Consider the following 18,932-nt stretch of genomic DNA (forward strand, 5'->3'; position numbering starts at 1 on the left):
GTGAAGCCGGGGGACAGCGCGCTTGTGGGGAGGCGGCGTCGTGGACGACTACGCGGGGAGGGTGCTCGCCGACCGCTACCGCCTGCCCTTGCCGCCGTCGGACGAGTACGAACTCGTCGAGACGCGCGCCTTCGACACGTACAGCGGTCAGGAAGTGCTGGTCCGGCAGCTTCCGTTGCCGGAGGTCGTCGACGCCGAGGTCGTGGAACCGGAGCGGCCGGGCGGGTCCACCGGCTCGGCCGGGTCGCGCGTGCCGCCGCGCAGAGCGGCGACCGGCCGGGCCGTCCGGCGCTCCGGTGACCCGGCAGTACGCCGGGCCATCGAAGCCGCGCAGGCGGCGGCGCAGATCCCGGACCACCCTCGGCTCGACCAGGTTTTCGACGTCTTCGCCGAGGCCGGGTCGCTGTGGATAGTGAGTGAACTGGTGGCGGCCAGACCGCTGGCGGCGCTGCTCGCGGAGAAGCCACTGAGCCCGTACCGGGCGGCCGAGATCGGCTCGGACGTGCTCACCGCGCTGCGCGCGCTCCACGCGCACGGCTGGGTCCACCGGAACATCACGGCCCGTACGGTGCTGGTCTGCGACGACGGACGGGTCGTCCTGACGGGGCTCGCGGCGGGCGCCGCGGAAGAGGCGCTGTGCGGGTACGCCCCGGTCCCGGATCCGGACGCCGACGACGACTTCCCGCACGCACCGGGTCCTCCGGATCCCGCCCCCGCGCCCCTGCCCGCGCTCGCGCCCGGGTACGAACTGGCCACGCCCACGCTCCCGGAGCCGCCCCTGCTCCCGGAGCCCACCCTCCCGCAGCCGCCCGCGCCGGACGAGCGCGCCACCCGGGCCGGGGCCATCGCCGCCTACCGGGCCGGAGCACGGGCCGCCGCCCGTGCGGACGAGGCGGGCGCCGCCCTCTCCCTGCCGCCCCCGCCGAAGGGCCCCGCGGCCCCGGCAGGCGGCACACCGGACGACTACGAGCCGCAGTGGTGGTCGCAGGCCGCCGACCTTGACGACGATGACGACGACACCGGCGAGGGCGACGGCGACGGCGGAGCCCCGCGGCGCGTCCTGCTGGCGGGAACCTGGAGTGACGGCCCGGGCTCCGGCCCCGGCTCCATTCCGGCCGGCGGGGGCGTCTCCCCGTACGGCACCAGGGACGCGCTGCGCGCCGACGCCCAGCGCCAGGCCCGCGCTCCCGGCCCGTCACCGGCGGAACAGCCGGCCGGACCGGGCCGCTGGGACGACGTCGTCGCGGACGCGCAGGCCGCCGCCCCGCGGTACCGGGGCCCCGCCACGCCCCTCGCCGCCGAACGCGCCCGCCAGGCCCGGATCGCCGTCGTCGGAGCCGTGACGGAGCGGTGGGCGCCCGAACAGGCCGGGCCGGTCCACGAGACCTGGCAGCTGGCCCCGCCCATCGGCCCCGCCACCGACCTGTGGGCGCTCGGCGCGCTGCTCTACCGCGCGGTCCAGGGCCACGCCCCGTACCCCGAGGAGAACGCCGCCGAGCTGGTCCAGATGGTGTGCGCTGAGCCGCCCGCGTTCGCCGAGGAGTGCGGTCCGCTGCGCCCGGTCGTCGAGTCGCTGCTGCGCCAGGACCCGACCGAGCGCCCGGACTTCGAGGAGCTGCGCGGGTGGCTGCGTTCGCTCGTCCGGTCGGCGCCGGAGCCCGACGCGGGCACCGGGGTCGTCCCCATGCCGTCCGTCGACGCCACCCGCCTGCCGGTCGTACGCCGCCGGGGCGAACTGGTCCGCAGGCGCCGCCCTCGCGCGCCGGGCACCACCCACGGCCGTCACCGGCACAGCAAGAAGACCCGGCCCGCGAGGGGCAACGACGGCGCCCCTCGGGCCTCACACACCCCGCGCACTCCGCACACCCCGCGCGCCCCTCGTGCCCCGCGAGCCCTCGGACGTACGCTGCTGCTCGCCATACTGCTCGCGCTCGCCGCCGCCATCGCGTACGCCGTGATGTTCATGCCCAAGGCGGAACCGCAGAGCCGGGGCCAGTCCCCTCAACCGTCACAGCCGTCCCAGCGGCCGCAACAGCCCCCGCAGTCCCAGCCATCCGGGTCCCCGCAGCAGCAGCCCACTCCGAGCGGCCCCGCCCCGTCCACCAACACCGTCATCCCCGACGCGCCGGACCTGGCAGCCGGATACACCGTGCGCGACGACCCCGAGGGCTTCCGTATCGGTGTCGACAAGAGCTGGCAGCGCAGCCCCATCAACGACGTGGGGCAGGTCCGCTACACCGGCGGCGACTTCACCCTGATCGTGGTCCCGGGCCGGGACACCGTCCAGGCGGGTGGCAGCGACCCCTTGGAGTACCAGCGCACCAAGGAGCGGGAGCTCCAGCCCTGGCGCGACTCCAGCTGGGCAACCGCCACCGGGCTGCGCCGGATAGACGTGGGCCGACAGGTCATGGCGGAGGGCCAGTTCACCTGGTCGGACGCCAACGGCCGCGAGGTGTACGTCCGGAACCTCGCCCTGATCGTGGGCGACCGCTATCACGTCGTCCAGGTCATCGGTCCGGAAACCCAGCGTGACAAGGTCTCCGAGATCTACCAACAGGCGGTCGGCGTGTATCAGTCCACCCGCTGAGACACCGTCACTCGCTGTTCGTCACAAATGCGTCTGAAACCCCAACTACGCATCACAGAGCGGTCTCCTTGGCAACCCCGAGGTTTCGGCCACGGCACAACCCTCCGTAACCTGGAATCCGAAGGAACGAGCGGGGGACAGTGGAACACTCTCAAGGCATGGGCGCGGGACCCGTGCTCGCCGGTCGCTACCGGCTGATCGAGGCCATCGGCCGCGGCGGCATGGGCAAGGTCTGGCGCGCCCACGACGAAGTGCTGCACCGCACCGTCGCCGTCAAGGAACTCACGGCCGGTAAGTACGTCTCCGAGGCCGACCGGGCCGTACTCCACGCCCGTACGCAGAAGGAGGCACGCGCCGCCGCCCGCATCACGCACCCCGGCGTCGTCACCGTCCACGACGTACTGGAACAGGACAACCGTCCCTGGATCGTGATGCAGTACGTCGACGGGCCCTCGCTCGCCGACGCCGCCAAGGCGGCCGAAAATCGTCGTATCGAGGCACGTGAGGCCGCCCGCATCGGGCTGCACGTCCTGGGCGCGCTGCGCGCCGCGCATGCCGCCGGTGTGCTGCACCGGGACGTCAAGCCCGGCAATGTCCTGCTCGCCCGCGACGGCCGCGTCCTGCTCACCGACTTCGGGATCGCCGCCATCGAGGGCGACTCCTCCATCACCCGAACCGGGGAACTGGTCGGCTCCATCGAGTACCTGGCCCCCGAGCGGGTACGCGGCGGCGACCCGGGCCCCGCCTCCGACCTCTGGGCACTGGGCGCCACGCTCTACACCGCCGTCGAGGGCACGCCGCCCTTCCACCGCACGTCACCGCTGAGCGTGATGCAGGCCGTGGTGACCGAGGAGCCGCCGCCCGCCGAGCATGCCGGCGCCCTCGCGCCCGTCATCGTCGCGCTGCTGCGCAAGGACCCGGCGGACCGTCCGGAAGCGGCCGAGGCCGAACGCATGCTGCTGGAGGCGATGGAGGGCCGCACCCCGGCCGCCGCGCAGGCGTACGTCCCGACGCGGACCATGAGCCGGCAGGACCTGTCGGCCGCGACCGTGAAACTGCCGGAGCCCGGCGAGGACACGCGCGAGCCCGGCTCTCCGGAAGAGGATTCTGCGGGCCGGGGAACCGCGGACCGGGGAACCGCCCGCCAGGGAACCGGGGGTCGAAGAGCCACGGCGCACATGACCGCGGGCCGGAGGGCAGAGGAACAGACGACCTCGGGCCTGAACACAGAGGGCCTGAATGCAGAGGCCCTGAAAACAGAGCGCCTGAAAACAGAGCGCCTGAAGGCAGAGGGCCTGAAGGCGGAGGCACGGAAAACCGGGGCCCACGAGACCGCCGGCCACACGTCCATGGAGCGGAAGTCCTCCGGGGGCGCCTCGGACGGCCCACGCACCCCGGGCGACGAACCCGTCCGCAGTCGGTCCTCCCGCCGCAGGGCTTTGCGCACGGCCGTCCTGGTGACCGTTCTCGCCGCCGTCGTAGGCAGCGCCGCGGGTTTCGCCGTGATGCGGTACGGGAACGACGACACGGCCCGCGCCGCCGCGGCCGACCGGGGCAGGCCGGCGCAGTCCGTTCCGGAGGGCTGGGAGCGGGTCGAGGACCCGTCGGGTTTCAGCCTTCTCGTACCGGAGGGCTGGAAGCGCCGGACGGAAGGCGGTCAGATCGACTACACGCCCGACAACGGCCGTCACCTCATCCGTATCAGCGTCGACGCCTCACCCGACTTCGAAAATCCCTGTCTTCACATGCTCGATATCGAGAAAGGGCTGAAGAAGCGGCTTCCCCGGTATGAGCGGAAGGAGCTGCACACGAACACGTTCCGTGATCAACTGGAATCCTGTCTGTGGGAGTTCACCTGGGCCGAGAAGAACGCCGACGCGGGCGAGCGGCACGCGATCGACCAGGTGTACTACGCGGACGACGGAACCGAGTACGCGTTGTTCATGTCCGCTCCCGCGGCCGACTGGCCGGTGACCCGGGAGCAGTTCGACATCGTGCTGCGCGGCTGGCGTCCCGCCGAGGAGTGACCCTCGGCGCGAGCAGAGGGGATGTGCCGTGTCCGGATCGGGGCAGCAGCGGCGGATCGTCGGACGCTACCGGCTGGAGGCCCGGCTCGGTCGGGGAGGCATGGGTACGGTCTGGCGGGCGTACGACGAGTTGCTCGGCCGTCGCGTCGCCGTCAAGGAACTCCATGTCGACGTGGGTTCCGCCGTTCACCCGACGCTCCGTGAAGCGCGTGCCATCGCGCGCGTGCACCATCCGCACATCGTCTGCGTCCACGACGTCGTCGAGGAGGACGGTGTCCCGTACATCGTCATGGAGCTGGTCGAAGGCGGTTCGCTCGCCGAACGCATCGCGTCCCGAGGCCCGCTCGACGCCCGTGAAGCGGCCCGCATCGGCCTCGCGCTGCTGGGCGCCCTGCGTGCCGCGCACGCGCTGGGGGTCCTGCACCGTGACCTGAAACCGGCCAACGTCCTGCTGGAGGAGGGGACGGGGCGTGTCGTTCTCACCGACTTCGGCATCGCCCAGCTGGCCGGGTCGACGACGATCACCGAGGCGGGGATGTTCGTCGGCTCGCCCGAGTACACGGCGCCCGAGCGGATGCAGGGCGCGCAGGCCGGTCCGGAGACGGACCTGTGGTCGCTGGGGGCGCTGCTGTGCGCGGTGCTGACCGGCCAGTCGCCGTTCCACAGGGACTCGCTGGGCGGAGTGCTGCACGCGGTCGTGGAGGAGGACTTCAGACCGCCCGCGGCGGCGGGGCCGCTGCTGCCGGTCGTGCGGGGCCTGCTGCAGCGGGACCCGGCCCGCCGCATGGGCGCGGCGGAGGCGGAACGCCTGCTGCGGGCGTACGCGGATACCGGACGGCCTCGCGGATACGACGGGCGCGGGTACGACGGACGCGGCTCCGACGGGCGTGGGTACGACGGACACGGCTCCGACGGACGTGGCTCCGAGTCGCGCGGATACGGGCGGCGCGGGCATGAGGTGGCCGACGACGCGCCGGTGCCGTACGGCGGCAGGGCGACCAGTGCCGCCGGCCCGTACGCCGACGCCGTCCCGCCCCGCGCGGACGCCTCGCGCCCCGCGCCCTCCGACGCCGTGCCGGAACGCCCGGGCCGCGCCCGCTCCCGGGCCCGTGACCGTATCCGCACCCACGACCGGCCCCACGCCCGCGACGTCCTCCGGTACGGGGAATCCGCCCGGTACCCCGGCCGCCCGGCCGGGCGCGGCCTCCGCACGCCACTGGTGGCCGCCGCGCTGCTGGTGGCCCTCGCCGGGGCGGGCGCGGCGGGCGTCCTGCTCCTGGGAGACGACGGGGACGGCGGCGGAGGCGGTGACCACCCGACAGCCACCGTTTCCCCGTCACCGAACGCGCCCACCGCCCCGAACACCCCCGGCGCGGCAGCCGGCACCGGCACCGGTACGGGCAACGGCCCGGGCGCCACCCGTCCCCCCAGCCCCCGGCCGACAACCACCCCCGCCTCCACCCCCACAGCCCCCTCCACGCACGCCCGCGTACCGAGCGGATACCGCTCCGCTTCGGACCCGCGCGGCTTCTCACTGACCGTCCCCCTGGGGTACGTCCGTTCCACCGATGACAGACGCGTCTTCTACATGTCGTCCGACAGAGCGATGCGGATCGGTATCCGGATCCAGGCCCCGGCCTCCGACGGACCCCTCGGGTACATGCGCCGCGCCCACGCGAACGGCCCGGAGGCCCATCCCGGTTACCGCGACGCCAAGGTCACGCCGACGACGCACAACGGGCTGCCGGCCGCGCTCCGGGAGTTCACCTGGAACGGCTTCTCCACCTCGGAGGGGGCTCGCCGCACGTACGACATCTGCTGGGACGAGAGCGGGCGGATGTACGACGTGTGGGTCTCGGCGCCGGTGGCCCGGCGCGACGAGCTGAAGCGCCACTTCGACACCCTTCTCGATTCGTTCCGGGTACGGCCCTCATGACCAGCCTCATGACCAGCCTCATGACCAGGCCCTGATCAGGGCTTATTTGCCAGTGAACGCTGGCATGGTGCGAGCGCCCCGGGAAAAGCTGTTACCGGCGGGTACCGCACGGGCGGCATCCGGAATACCCTCGCCCCCATGACCGACACGACGGACACGCAGGCCCCCGCCACGCCTCTCGGTACGAATCCGACAGCCCCCGCACCGGCCGGTGCCCGCACCGCCGCCGATGTGGTCACCCCCGAAGTCGTCGCCCAGCTCACCCGGGGCGTCGTCGGTTCCGGCCGGACGGCCAACCACAGCCCGTTCACCGGGGAACGGCTGGCCGACCTGCCCGAGTCCACCCCCGAGGACGTCGCCGAGGCGTTCGCCCGCGCCCGCGTCGCCCAGCCGGTCTGGGCCGCGACGCCCGTACGCGCGCGTGCCGCCGTGCTCCTCCGCTTCCACGACCTGGTCCTTCAGCGGCAGGCCGAGGTCCTCGACCTGATACAGCTGGAGACCGGCAAGGCCAGGCTGCACGCCCACGAAGAGATACAGGCCGTCGCCGTCGCCGCCCGCCACTACGGTCGCCGCGCGGCCGCGTACCTCAAGCCGAAGCGCCACGCCGGCGTCGTACCGACCCTCACCAAGGTCACCGAACTGCGCCAGCCGCGCGGGGTCGTCGGCCAGATCGCCCCCTGGAACTACCCGCTCGAACTGTCCGTCGGCGACGCGCTGCCCGCCTTCGTCTCCGGCAACGCCGTCGTCATGAAGCCCGACACCGAGACCGCGCTCACCGCCCTGTGGGCCCGGGACCTCCTCATCGAGGCCGGTCTCCCGGCGGAGGTCTTCCAGGTGGTCCTCGGCGACGGCCCGGTCGTCGGCCCCGAGGTCGTCAAGCACGCCGACTACGTCTCCTTCACCGGCTCCACCCGCACCGGCCGCGAGGTCGCGCAGGCCGCCGCCGCCCGCCTCGTCGGCGTCTCCCTCGAACTGGGCGGCAAGAACGCCATGCTGGTCCTCCATGACGCGGACGTGGAGAAGGCCGCCGCGGGCGCCGTGCGCGCCTGCTTCTCCTCGGCCGGCCAGCTCTGCATCTCCATCGAGCGGCTGTACGTCCACGAGTCCGTAGCCGACGACTTCATCGAGCGATTCACCGCCCGCACGAAGGCGATGCGGCTCGGCAACTCCCTCGCCTACGGGGCCGACATGGGCTGCCTGGCCGGTGAGCGGCAGCTGGAGACCGTCACGCGGCACGTGGAGGAGGCCGTCGCCAAGGGCGCCACGGTCCTCGCCGGCGGCGTCGCCCGTCCCGACATCGGCCCGCTGTTCTACGAGCCGACCATCCTGGACGGCGTCCAGGAACCGATGTCCGTCTGCACCGAGGAGACCTTCGGCCCGGTCGTCTCCCTCTACCGCTTCACCGACGAGGACGAGGTCGTCGAGCGCGCCAACGCCACGGCGTACGGCCTCAACGCCAGCGTCTGGACCAAGGACGGCCGCCGCGGCCACGCCGTCGCCGCGAAGCTGCGCACAGGCACGGTGAACATCAACGAGGGGTACGGGCCGGCGTACGGCAGCGTGCAGTCGCCGATGGGCGGCATGAAGGACTCGGGTCTCGGCCGTCGGCACGGCTCGGAGGGCATCCTCAAGTACACCGAGGCCCAGACGGTGGCGCAGCAGCGGCTGATTCCGCTCGCACCGGCCTTCGGCATGGACGACGAGCAGTACGCCGCGTTCATGAGCCGCAGCCTGCGCCTGATGAAGGCGTTCCGCTTCCGCTAGACCTTTTTCCACTTCGGTACGAGGAGAGCCCATGCCCCAGGTCCCCCCTGCCCGGAACCAGGCCGAATCGCCTGACGGGTACGACTACGACGTCATCATCGTCGGCTCCGGCTTCGGTGGCTCGGTCTCGGCCCTCCGCCTGACCGAGAAGGGCTACCGCGTCGGCGTCCTGGAGGCGGGCCGCCGGTTCAGCCCCGGCACCCTGCCCAAGAACTCCTGGGACGTGAAGAACTACCTGTGGGCACCCGCCCTGGGCCTCTTCGGTATCCAGCGCATCCACCTCCTCGGCAACGTCATGGTCCTGGCGGGCGCCGGGGTCGGCGGCGGTTCGCTCAACTACGCCAACACCCTGTACGTGCCGCCCGAGCCGTTCTTCCGGGACAAGCAGTGGGGGTCCATCACCGACTGGAGGGAGGAGCTGGCCCCGTACTACGACCAGGCCAAGCGCATGCTGGGCGTACGGCTCAACCCGACCATGACCCCCTCCGACATCCACCTCAAGGCGGCCGCCCAGGCCATGGGCGTCGGCGACACCTTCCACCTCGCGCCCGTCGGTGTCTTCTTCGGCGACGGCAAGGACGCCGTCGGCGGGGACGGGGCCGGCGGGGACGGGGCCGGCACGGCGAAGGCCGAACCGGGGCAGCAGGCCGACGACCCGTACTTCGGCGGCGCCGGCCCGGCCCGCCGCGCCTGCACCGAGTGCGGTGAGTGCATGACCGGCTGCCGCCACGGCGCGAAGAACATGCTCACCGAGAACTACCTCTACCTCGCGGAGAAGGCCGGGGCGGTGATCCACCCCATGACCACGGTCACCGCCGTCGCCGACGCCCCGTCCGGTGACGGCTACGTCGTCTCGACCGTCCCCACGCACCGCCGCCGCAAGGCCACCCCGCGGACGCTGCGCTGCCGGTACGTCGTCGTCGCGGCCGGCACGTACGGCACGCAGACGCTGCTGCACCGCATGAAGGACGAGGGGAAGCTGCCCCGTATCTCCGACCGCCTGGGCGAGTTGACCCGTACCAACTCCGAGGCCCTGGTCGGCTCGCAGACCACCGACCGCCGCTACCGCAAGCGGCACGGCCACAAGCGTGCCGACTTCACCCGGGGCGTCGCCATCACGTCGTCCATCCACCCGGACGCCAGCACCCACATCGAACCGGTCCGCTACGGCAAGGGCTCCAACGCGATGGGGTCCCTCTCCATCCTTCAGGTCCCCTACTCCGAACGCCGGGTCAGGGCCTGGCTGGGCAACGTGGTCCGCCACCCGTTGCTGACCATGCGCTCGCTCTCCAACCGCCGCTGGTCGGAGCGGACCATCATCGGGCTGGTCATGCAGTCCCTGGACAACTCCCTGACCACCTACCGCAAGCGGGACGGCATCGGGAAGGGCCTGCTCACCGCCCGCCAGGGCCACGGCGCCCCCAACCCCAAGCAGATCGCCGAGGGCACCCGCGCGGCGACCCTCCTGGCGGAGGAGATCAACGGCTTCGCCGGCTCCAACGTCGGCGAGCTGATGGGCACCCCGCTCACCGCCCACTTCCTGGGCGGTTGCGTGATCGGGGCGACGGCGGAGGACGGCGTCATCGACCCGTACCACCGTCTCTACGGCCACCCGGGCATCTCGGTCATCGACGGCGCGGCGGTCTCCGCGAACCTCGGCGTGAACCCGTCCCTCACGATCACCGCCCAGGCGGAGCGCGCCATGTCCTTCTGGCCCAACAAGGGCGAAGAGGACCCCCGCCCGCCCCAGACCGCCTCCTACGAACGCCTCGCCCCGATCGCCCCCAAGTCCCCGACGGTCCCGGCGAACGCCTTCGGCGCCCTGAAGCTCCCGTTCCTCGGCATCCCGGCGGTACCGCCCAAGCGGTAGCCGGGCATGAGAGAGGCGCTGCACCCCCCTCCGAGTGCAGCGCCTCTCTTGCTCTGTGGTGCTAGGTGGTACGCGTGTTACGCGACGGCACCGCTGTTACGGCGCTTCAGCGCGAAGACGACACCGGCACCGGCGACGATGGCGATACCACCGGCGATACCGATGGTCGGCAGCATCGAGTTGGAACCGGTCTCGGCGAGCTCACCCTCGACCTTGATCGGGGTCGAGCCGCCCTGCGGCTTCAGGTCGGCAGGCTTCTGGTCGGACGGCTTGGCCTCGCCACCGCCACCACCGTTGCTGCCGGCGGCCACAACATCGAAGGTGTAGGACGCGTAGTCCTCGTAGCACGCCTCGTCCTTGTCGTAGCCCGTGGCGGCGAAGCCGAGGGCGGCACCGGCGGGCGCGGCGTTGTCGATCGAGATGCGCAGCTGGATGGTGCGGTTCTCGTCCTTCTTCAGGTTGACGACGTCGAAGAAGAAGCCGAGGTTCTCGCCGGAGAGCTGGTCGCCGCTCTCCCACTGGCCGTTGGGCGTCTTGTACTCGATCTTGGCGTACTTCTCGACCAGGCGGTCGGTGTACGAGTCCATGTCCTTCTCGTACGAGGCCCAGGCGCCGACGACGACGTCGTCGATGGCGTCCGTGCTGTTGTTCTTGACGTTCAGCTGGAAGTTCTTCCAGCCGCTGCCCGCGACGATCTTGCCGGGCAGGTTGGAGAGCGAGACATCGACGGCGGCCTGCTTGCAGACCTCCTCCTCGATGATCTCCTCGTCCTCCTCGACGACCTCTTCCTCGTCCGTGCCGGTCTCGGTGCCCGGCTTGTCGGCGCCGTCCTCGGTGCCGGCCTCGGTGCCGCCCGTGGTCTTGTCGTCCTCGGTCTTCGAGCCCTCGTCCGTCGTGGACCCGTCCTCGGTCTTCGTGCCGTCCTCGGTCGTGGCGGCACCGTCGTCGGTCTTCGAACCGTCCTCGGTCGTGGTGCCGTCCTCGGTCGTGGTGCCGTCCTCGGTCGTGGCGCCGTCGTCCGTCTTCGGAGCCTCGTCCGTCGTCGTGGTGCCGTCGTCCGTGGTGCTCTCCGTCTCGCCCGTGGCGCCGGAGGTGGAGGTCGTGCTGGTGGTGCCGTCCGTCGCGTACGCGGCCGGAGCCGCCAGGAAGGCGGCAGGGGCTATGACGGCGGTCGCGGCGGCGACCGCCATGGCGCGGCGAAGCTTCATGAAGACCTCAGTGAAGTCCAGGCGTACCGCACATGCGGCACGGTGTCGTGGGGGCCGACCCGGCAGTGGTGTCACAGGCGTGGCCCCTGGTTCCGCATGCATGACCTGTGACGAGCGGGGAAGGTTGCACGCCAACTGACGAAAAGCTTATGTGTGCTGCATCACACATTCCGCTTGTGTGCCCCCCGTGCCCGATCCGTGATCTCCGGCCGGGCAACCATCCGGACCGTCCCCTGGTCGAACCCGTGTTCAGCAATCACGCCGTACGTCGCAACCAGGGGTTCCTTGATGAGACGCCTTTCCTCCTCCCTCGCCGCCGCCGGGCTGCTCGCCGGTGTCGTGCTGAGCGCCGCACCGGCCGGGTACGCCGCCGAGGCCCCGGTGTTCACGCTCGACGGGCCCGCCGAAGTGGGCCTGCGGCCCTATCCGGCCACCGGCGAACCGCAGACCACCACCATCGACGTCATGGTGAGCAACCCGAGTGAGGACGAGGAGAAGGGCCACTTCGAGGGCGAGTACACCGTCACCTTCGACCTGAGCGACCTCACGGGCGTGGCCGACGTCCGATTCGGTGAGACCGGCAGCTCGAACTGCTCCCTCACCGGCACCACCGGCACGTGCACCGACTCCTTCGGCCTCCACCCGGGTCCCAACAGCGTCGCCGAGCTGAAGATCACCGCGGCCAAGGGCAGCGCGCTCGGGGCCACGGGCGACCTCGACGTCACCGGCGAGGCCGAGGGCGCGACCTTCACCTCGTTCACCTCCCGCGTGACCGTCGGCGGGCCCGACCTCGTGATGCACCCGCTCGACCTGAAGCGCGAGGTGGAGCCGGGCCAGGTGCAGGACGCCCCGATCACCTTCACCAACAGCGGCACGGCCGCGGCCGACGGCGTACGCCTCACGCTGAGGAACTCGCACGGCCTCGGTCACACGCAGCGGTACGCCAACTGCGACTACACCGAGACCCCGGGCTGGACCCGGGCCGTCTGCGACTTCCCCGGTACGTACGAGCCCGGCGCCAGCTACACGCTCGCCGAGCCGATCGGGCTGAAGGCCCTGGACCACGCCTACGCCGAAATCTTCGTCCACCGTGTCGAGGAGCGGAGCGGCACCCGGAAGGCCGCCAAGGGCACCGGTCCGGAGCTCACCCTGAAGAAGGCGCCGTCCGCCGCCCGCGCGGCGGACCTCGACCTGCGGGACAACCAGCAGGAGTTCGACCTCCACGCCCGGAACACGGCCGACTTCGCCGCGTACGGTGAGGCCCTCGTCGCCGCCGCGGGCGGGACGGTCGAGGCGACGGTCGGCTTCCGCAACAGCGGTCCGGCCTGGATCGCCCGGCTCCGCTCCGGCGACCCCGTCGCCACCGTCGACGTGACCATCCCGGCCGGCGCCACGGTCACGAAGAAGCCGGCCCGCTGCGAGCCGCGCACCGCCAAGGGCGGGTACCGCGAGGAGCCGCTCGGCGCGCCGCGCTACTTCTGTGACACACCGATCCGGGTGCTCGAGGACGAGGACTTCGCCCTGCCCTTCGAGCTGAAGATCGACAAGGTCGTCGCGGACGCCAAGGGCGCCGTGACCGTCCGCAACGAGTTCCTGAGCCGCCCGGAGCTCGCCTTCGACCCGAAGCCCGCCAACAACACGGCCCAGCTGGTCCTGAACCCCAAGGACACCGGCACGGACACCACCACGGGCGGTTCGACGACCGGCGGCTCGGCCACGGGCGGCACGGGCGGCACCTCCACCGGCGGCACCTCCACCACGGGCGGCTCGACGGCGGGTGGCACGTCCACCACCGGAACGACCGGTGGCGCCACGGGCACGTCGGGCACCGGAACCACCGGCGGCTCGAACCCGGCCACCCAGACCGGTGGCAACCTCGCCAACACCGGCTCGCTCGCCCTCCCGGTCGCCGCCGGCGCGGCGGCCCTGGTCGCCGCGGGTGCCGCGGCCCTCGTCGTCGCCCGTCGCCGCGCCAACGCTTCCTAGGGCGGAAGGCCTGGAACCGGCATAGAACAAGGGCCCCGCGGAATCGCTTCCGCGGGGCCCTTGGCCATCGGCTCCGGCGTCAGGGCAGCGCTGGGTGCCGAGGGAAGCGGCGTCGGGGGGTAACGCCGCTCGGTGGCAGTGGTCGTGGGGAGAAGGGGGTGTGGGGGTGTGGGGGAGTCATGGGACGGGTCCAGGAGGGTGGTACGGATCCTTGGACCGGATGCGGTCGGTTCCGGGCGTCCCCGGAACCGACCGCCTTTTCGGGTGACCGGGCTGCTGTCCCCTGCCGTCCGGTCACGCGCGCCGGGGCGAGGTCCCACGACGTACCCACGAGGTACGCCACACGCCCCGGCGGAGCCACGCGTGGTTTCTTCGGCCCGCCCCTGGCTGACACGGACAACCGGACCAACGAAGCCGTACCGCAGCGGTCACGCGCCGTACGGGTGAGAGCGCGCCCGAACTCAGATGCGGCCGCGGCACAGCTCCAGCATCGTCATCGCCAGCGACGTACCCGGCTTGCCCAGCGCGTCCCTGTAGTGGGCCAGCACCTCCATCTCCCGTGCCAGGTTCACGCGCCGGCCGCCGGACGAGATCCGGGCCTCCTGGATGACGGCCGAGACCGCCATCCGTTCCTGGATGAGGCCGATGATCCGGTCGTCGAGCGCGTCGATGCGTTCACGCGCGCCCGCGATCACGTCCGCGGCCTCGCCGGTGCGGGCGCCGGTCCTGTCGAGGGAGTCGAGTGCGTTCATGGCGGGGCTCCTTTGGTGGAGGGGGCCCCGGGCCGGCGACCAGGTCCGGGAAAAACGACAGGCGCCCCGGACCTTGTCGGCCCGGGGCGCCTGGGAAGTCGCTTGTCAGTGGCTCAAGCAGCACGACCATGGCAGCCGGACGGGCCGGTGCCATAGGTAAAGACGAAGGTCGAGAGCTTGCGCATGCGGTCAGTATGGACCATCGGCCGAGGAGGACGGGTGCGGGTTCGGATGGTGAGACAAAGGCTCCCCCGGCCGCGCCGGTAGAATCGACATACAGACTCCTCCTGCTCCTCCCGCCGGAAGGCCGCCGTAGTGTCATCAGCGAATCCCGCTGCCGCGCCCGACGCCGTACTCGTCGTCGACTTCGGCGCGCAGTACGCCCAGCTCATCGCCCGCCGCGTCCGTGAGGCCCGGGTCTACAGCGAGATCGTCCCGTCCACCATGCCGGTGGCCGAGATGCTGGCCAAGAACCCGAAGGCGATCATCCTCTCCGGCGGCCCGTCCTCCGTGTACGAGGAGGGCGCCCCCCAGCTCGACCGTGAGATCTTCGAGGCCGGCGTCCCCGTCTTCGGCATGTGCTACGGCTTCCAGCTGATGGCCACGACCCTCGGCGGCACCGTCGACAACACCGGCGCGCGCGAGTACGGCCGTACGCCGCTGCACGTCAGCAAGGCGTCCTCCACCCTGTTCGAGGGCACCCCGGCCGAGCAGCCGGTGTGGATGTCGCACGGCGACGCCTGCTCCGCCGCCCCGGACGGGTTCACCGTCACCGCGTCCACGGACGTCGTGCCCGTCGCGGCCTTCGAGAACGACGAGAAGAAGCTGTACGGCGTGCAGTACCACCCCGAGGTGATGCACTCCACGCACGGCCAGCAGATCCTGGAGCACTTCCTCTACCGCGGCGCCGGCCTCCGCCCCGACTGGACCACCGGCAACGTCATCGAGGAGCAGATCGAGGCGATCCGCGCCCAGGTCGGCGAGAAGCGCGCCATCTGCGGCCTGTCCGGCGGTGTGGACTCGGCGGTGGCCGCCGCCCTCGTACAGAAGGCCATCGGCTCGCAGCTGACCTGCGTGTACGTCGACCACGGCCTGATGCGCAAGGGCGAGACCGAGCAGGTCGAGAAGGACTTCGTGGCCGCCACCGGCGTCCAGCTGAAGGTCGTGGACGCGCAGGAGCGGTTCCTCGAGGCGCTCGCCGGGGTCTCCGACCCCGAGGAGAAGCGGAAGATCATCGGCCGGGAGTTCATCCGGGTCTTCGAGCAGGCGCAGGCCGAGATCGTCGCCGAGGCGCCGGACGACCACCCCGTCGAGTTCCTCGTCCAGGGCACCCTCTACCCGGACGTCGTCGAGTCGGGCGGCGGCACCGGCACGGCCAACATCAAGTCGCACCACAACGTGGGCGGGCTCCCCGAGGACCTCGAGTTCCAGCTGATCGAGCCGCTGCGCAAGCTGTTCAAGGACGAGGTCCGGATGGTCGGCCAGGAGCTCGGCCTGCCGGAGGAGATCGTCCAGCGCCAGCCCTTCCCGGGCCCGGGCCTCGGTATCCGTATCGTCGGCGAGGTCACCAAGGAGCGGCTCGACCTGCTGCGCGAGGCCGACGCCATCGCCCGCGAGGAGCTGACGGCCGCCGGTCTCGACCGCGACATCTGGCAGTGCCCGGTGGTCCTGCTCGCCGACGTCCGGTCGGTGGGCGTGCAGGGCGACGGGCGTACGTACGGGCACCCGATCGTGCTGCGGCCCGTGTCGTCCGAGGACGCGATGACGGCGGACTGGACGCGTATGCCGTACGACGTGCTGGCGAAGATCTCGACGCGGATCACCAACGAGGTGAAGGACGTCAACCGGGTCGTCCTGGACGTGACGTCGAAGCCGCCGGGCACCATCGAGTGGGAGTGATCACGCCTCTCTGACCCGACCGGAGCCGTCGCCTACTTCCTGTGGGCGGCGGCTTCGAGCGTGAAGTCGTCGTAGTGGAAGCCCGGCGCGACGACGCAGGTGACGAGGACCGGCTCGTCGCCCGCCGGCTCGGCCGCCTGCCAGGTGCCGGCGGGGACGAGGAGCTGCGGTTGTTCGCCGGTCTCGACGGACGGGCCGAGCACCAGCTCCCAGGGCTCGGACGGGGCGTCGCCCTCGCCGCCCAGGGAGAGGCGGAGCGGGCCGCCGCGGTGCCAGAGCCACAGTTCGTCGGAGCGCACCCGGTGCCAGCGCGACCGTTCGCCCGGGTGCAGCAGGAAGTAGATGCCGGTCGCGAAGGTGCGGGGGCCGGAGTAGCCGTCGGGTGTGGTCGATCCGGTCGTCTTCCAGGTCTCCCTGAACCAGCCGCCCTCGATGTGGGGCTGCAGCTCGAGGAGATCGACCAGGGGCGAAGGCGAGGTGCGGTCGTCGTCCGTCATGCGGTGCATTCTGCTCCAGCCGCTCCCATGGGTGTGATCTCTCTGGTCAGTTGTCGTGACCGGCGGTAACTTCCGGCCATGAGCGAAGCCGAAGCACCTACGCCGATACCCGTCGAGCGGCTGCACTTCGCGATGCCGCCCACCCACGCGTCCGTGGCCGACGAGCGGGCGTACCGCAAGCGGCGGCTGGCGGGGGCGCTGCGCCTGTTCGCGCGGTTCGGGTACGAGGAGGGCGTGTCCGGGCACATCACCGCGCGCGACCCGGAGTTCCCCGACTGCTTCTGGGTCAACCCCTTCGGGGAGCCGCTCGCCGGCCTCACCGCCCGGGACCTGATCCTCGTCAACGGCGACGGCCAGGTCGTCGAGGGCACCGAGCACGTCAACCAGGCGGCGTTCACCGTGCACGCCGAGGTGCACCGGGCACGGCCCGACGTCGTGGCGGTGGCGCACACCCACTCCACGTACGGCCGGGCCCTGGCCGCGCTCGGTGAGCTGATCGAGCCGATCACGCAGGAGGCGTGCGCGTTCTACGAGGACCATTGCCTGTACGACGCGTACACGGGCGTCGTCGTGGACGCCGCAGAGGGGCGGCGGATCGCGGCCGCGCTCGGTGGGCGCAAGGCGATGATCCTGCGCAATCACGGGCTGCTGACGGTCGGCGGCTCGGTCGACGCGGCGGCCTGGTGGTTCATCACCATGGAGCGGTGCAGCCGCGTGCAGCTCGCGGCCCGGGCGGCGGGGAAGCCGGTGCCGGTCGAGCACCGGGAGGCGGTCGCCACGCGTGAACGGCTCGGCAGCGATCTCGTCGCCTGGATCAACTATCAGCCGCTGTGGCGGCAGATCAGTCGCTCCGAGCCCGAACTCCTGTCGTAAGCGGTCACTTTCGAAGCGGGATTTTCACTCCTGGGGAGGTGTGGACGGGCGCGGGTCATGGCGTTCAAAAGAATTCCTTTTCCCTGTCGGGTGGTTGAGACGCCGGTTGAGACACGGAAGGGGCCGCCATGGCGGTGCACGAGGCGAGGCGGTGCGGCGGTTGTACGCACGGGGCGCGCGAGGAGCACCGGCGGGCGGTGGCCGCGTTCCGGGCCCGGCGCGACCGGCTGGCGTCGGGGGAGGGCGTGCCGGACCTCCCCGACGGCGCGTCACGGCGCTGGGTGTCGGACGAGCTCGGCCGGCACGCGCGGACGGTCGCCGAGCGGGGCCGGGCGCTCGGCGAGGCATGGCCGCACGTGGTGTGGCGCGGCACGCTGTACGCCGTGTGGGGCACCGTCGCGGCACTGGCGGCCCTCCTCGCGGCGGCGCACGCGGTGGCCGCGCCGGGCGGGGGCGGCGGATGGACCTGGGCGCGGACGGCGGGGCTGGGCGCAGCGATATGCATGGGCGCCCTGCTGACCGGTGCGGCCCGTGCGCACCGGGCGTACGGCGGGCTCCTCGCGCCCCTGATCGGCGAGGACAACCGGCTGTCGACGTCCAGGGCGGTCGCCGCCGGGTGGGTGCTCCTCGTCATCGACCTGGCGGCCGGCCACCCCTGACCGCTGTCTGGCGCCTGTTGCCTGCCGCCCGGCGTACCGCGTCGGACCGGCGTACCCCGGCGGCCGCTCCTGAACCGGTCTCCGGTCCGCCGCGTATCCATGGGCGGGAATGCCGAGGAGAATCGGCTTCGGGGACAGCCGTGTGGAGAGGCAGGCCGGCGATGACGCACACCTACCGGACGACAGCGACCTACGGGAACGCCGGTGGGCCGCCCGGCTGGAAGGCGACCGCCGCCCGGTACGCGCTGCTGCCGCTGCGGGTCTTCCTCGGCGTCACCTTCATCTACGCCGGGCTCGACAAGATCACCGACGACCGCTTCATGGCGGCGTCCGGGACCGGCTCGATCGGCGAGATGATGCGGTCCGTCCGGGACTCCTCCGCCGTGCCCTGGCTCGTCGACCTGGCGCTGAAGAACCCGGAGGGGTTCGGATACGGCATCGCCTTCGGTGAACTGGCCGTCGGCATCGGCACGCTCGTCGGACTGCTGGCACGGCTCGCCGCGCTGGGCGGGGCGCTCATCTCGCTGAGCCTGTGGCTGACCGTGAGCTGGCAGTCCGACCCCTACTACTACGGCAACGACCTCGCCTACCTGATGGCGTGGCTGCCGCTCGTGCTGGCCGGTGCCCCGCTGCTGTCGCTCGACGCGGGCCTGGCGGCGCGACGGCGCCGGGCGCGGTAGCCGATCCAGCCGGCGGCGCCCGCCAGGACCATCCCCCCGCACAGCAGGGGCAGCACCGCGTACCAGGGTGTGTCCCAGGCGCGGGCCGCGTCGCCCGCGTACAGCGCCGCGATGCCCAGGGCGGTGAGGCCCAGGACCAGCCGGCCCGGGTGGAACTCGTGGCGCCACCGGCCGTGCTCCTCGGGACCGGGCAC

The 18,932-nt window shown here is 72.0% G+C and carries 13 protein-coding genes and 1 pseudogene; 10 read left to right on the forward strand and 4 right to left on the reverse strand.

What is annotated here, in order from left to right; all coding sequences use genetic code 11:
- The first annotated feature begins 40 nt into the window (after positions 1-40).
- The 5 genes from ABT360_RS02140 (at position 41) to ABT360_RS02160 (ending at position 10,184) form a co-directional block, all read left to right on the forward strand.
- Positions 41-2,587 carry a protein kinase gene (locus ABT360_RS02140; RefSeq protein WP_351809264.1) on the forward strand — a complete coding sequence of 849 codons (2,547 nt, stop codon included), beginning with the start codon at positions 41-43 and terminating at the stop codon, positions 2,585-2,587.
- Positions 2,588-2,745: 158 nt separating this feature from the next.
- Positions 2,746-4,614, forward strand: coding sequence for a serine/threonine-protein kinase (locus ABT360_RS02145; protein WP_351809267.1), 1,869 nt, complete (start codon positions 2,746-2,748; stop codon positions 4,612-4,614).
- 100 nt (positions 4,615-4,714) lie between these two features.
- Positions 4,715-6,550, forward strand: coding sequence for a serine/threonine-protein kinase (locus ABT360_RS02150; protein ID WP_444852164.1), 1,836 nt, complete (start codon positions 4,715-4,717; stop codon positions 6,548-6,550).
- Positions 6,551-6,688: 138 nt separating this feature from the next.
- Positions 6,689-8,314: a succinic semialdehyde dehydrogenase gene (locus ABT360_RS02155; protein WP_351809273.1), complete on the forward strand. Its 1,626-nt coding sequence runs from the start codon at positions 6,689-6,691 to the stop codon at positions 8,312-8,314.
- 31 nt (positions 8,315-8,345) lie between these two features.
- Entirely contained in the window at positions 8,346-10,184 is a 1,839-nt protein-coding gene (locus ABT360_RS02160; RefSeq protein ID WP_351809276.1) for a GMC family oxidoreductase, read from the forward strand.
- A 77-nt stretch (positions 10,185-10,261) separates the two neighbouring features.
- On the opposite strand, the gene ABT360_RS02165 is transcribed toward ABT360_RS02160, so the two are convergent.
- The gene (locus tag ABT360_RS02165; protein ID WP_351809279.1) at positions 10,262-11,392 is read right to left on the reverse strand and encodes an LPXTG cell wall anchor domain-containing protein; all 1,131 of its coding nucleotides are present in this window, start codon (positions 11,390-11,392) and stop codon (positions 10,262-10,264) included.
- A 288-nt stretch (positions 11,393-11,680) separates the two neighbouring features.
- On the opposite strand from ABT360_RS02165, the gene ABT360_RS02170 reads away from it, so the two are divergent.
- Positions 11,681-13,378 (forward strand): peptidase, encoded by a 1,698-nt coding sequence (locus ABT360_RS02170; protein WP_351809282.1) that lies wholly within the window; start codon positions 11,681-11,683, stop codon positions 13,376-13,378.
- Positions 13,379-13,839: 461 nt separating this feature from the next.
- Here ABT360_RS02170 and ABT360_RS02175 read toward each other — a convergent pair whose 3' ends face one another.
- Positions 13,840-14,130 carry a chorismate mutase gene (locus tag ABT360_RS02175; RefSeq protein ID WP_351809285.1) on the reverse strand — a complete coding sequence of 97 codons (291 nt, stop codon included), beginning with the start codon at positions 14,128-14,130 and terminating at the stop codon, positions 13,840-13,842.
- Between the two features lie 315 nt (positions 14,131-14,445).
- Here ABT360_RS02175 and guaA point away from each other — a divergent pair, with 315 nt between their 5' ends.
- Entirely contained in the window at positions 14,446-16,029 is a 1,584-nt protein-coding gene (gene guaA, locus ABT360_RS02180) for a glutamine-hydrolyzing GMP synthase (protein ID WP_351809289.1), read from the forward strand.
- A 32-nt stretch (positions 16,030-16,061) separates the two neighbouring features.
- On the opposite strand, the gene ABT360_RS02185 is transcribed toward guaA, so the two are convergent.
- Positions 16,062-16,526, reverse strand: a complete 465-nt coding sequence (locus ABT360_RS02185; RefSeq protein WP_351809292.1) for a cupin domain-containing protein — start codon at positions 16,524-16,526, stop codon at positions 16,062-16,064.
- 78 nt (positions 16,527-16,604) lie between these two features.
- On the opposite strand from ABT360_RS02185, the gene ABT360_RS02190 reads away from it, so the two are divergent.
- The 3 genes and pseudogenes from ABT360_RS02190 to ABT360_RS02200 all read left to right on the forward strand — a co-directional run bounded on the left by ABT360_RS02190 (position 16,605) and on the right by ABT360_RS02200 (position 18,738).
- Positions 16,605-17,399, forward strand: a complete 795-nt coding sequence (locus ABT360_RS02190; protein ID WP_351809295.1) for a class II aldolase/adducin family protein — start codon at positions 16,605-16,607, stop codon at positions 17,397-17,399.
- Between the two features lie 128 nt (positions 17,400-17,527).
- A pseudogene (locus tag ABT360_RS02195) lies at positions 17,528-18,034 on the forward strand (hypothetical protein); the annotation flags it as partial.
- 185 nt (positions 18,035-18,219) lie between these two features.
- Positions 18,220-18,738: a DoxX family protein gene (locus ABT360_RS02200; RefSeq protein WP_351809298.1), complete on the forward strand. Its 519-nt coding sequence runs from the start codon at positions 18,220-18,222 to the stop codon at positions 18,736-18,738.
- On the opposite strand, the gene ABT360_RS02205 is transcribed toward ABT360_RS02200, so the two are convergent.
- Positions 18,645-18,932 carry a hypothetical protein gene (locus tag ABT360_RS02205; RefSeq protein WP_351809301.1) on the reverse strand — a complete coding sequence of 96 codons (288 nt, stop codon included), beginning with the start codon at positions 18,930-18,932 and terminating at the stop codon, positions 18,645-18,647. The two genes, ABT360_RS02200 and ABT360_RS02205, sit on opposite strands and share 94 nt — an antisense overlap.

The sequence above is a fragment of the Streptomyces sp. NPDC000229 genome, assembly GCF_040300825.1.
In the GTDB taxonomy this organism is placed as follows: domain Bacteria; phylum Actinomycetota; class Actinomycetes; order Streptomycetales; family Streptomycetaceae; genus Streptomyces.

Excerpts from the sequence above, each read along its gene's own strand:
- ABT360_RS02190 (WP_351809295.1), top strand. The coding sequence starts at position 16,605 with ATGAGCGAAGCCGAAGCACCTACGCCGATACCCGTCGAGCGGCTGCAC.
- ABT360_RS02200 (WP_351809298.1), top strand. The coding sequence starts at position 18,220 with ATGACGCACACCTACCGGACGACAGCGACCTACGGGAACGCCGGTGGG.
- ABT360_RS02155 (WP_351809273.1), top strand. The coding sequence starts at position 6,689 with ATGACCGACACGACGGACACGCAGGCCCCCGCCACGCCTCTCGGTACG.
- ABT360_RS02165 (WP_351809279.1), bottom strand. The coding sequence starts at position 11,392 with ATGAAGCTTCGCCGCGCCATGGCGGTCGCCGCCGCGACCGCCGTCATA.
- ABT360_RS02145 (WP_351809267.1), top strand. The coding sequence starts at position 2,746 with ATGGGCGCGGGACCCGTGCTCGCCGGTCGCTACCGGCTGATCGAGGCC.
- ABT360_RS02170 (WP_351809282.1), top strand. The coding sequence starts at position 11,681 with ATGAGACGCCTTTCCTCCTCCCTCGCCGCCGCCGGGCTGCTCGCCGGT.
- ABT360_RS02160 (WP_351809276.1), top strand. The coding sequence starts at position 8,346 with ATGCCCCAGGTCCCCCCTGCCCGGAACCAGGCCGAATCGCCTGACGGG.
- ABT360_RS02150 (WP_444852164.1), top strand. The coding sequence starts at position 4,715 with ATGGGTACGGTCTGGCGGGCGTACGACGAGTTGCTCGGCCGTCGCGTC.
- ABT360_RS02175 (WP_351809285.1), bottom strand. The coding sequence starts at position 14,130 with ATGAACGCACTCGACTCCCTCGACAGGACCGGCGCCCGCACCGGCGAG.
- ABT360_RS02185 (WP_351809292.1), bottom strand. The coding sequence starts at position 16,526 with ATGACGGACGACGACCGCACCTCGCCTTCGCCCCTGGTCGATCTCCTC.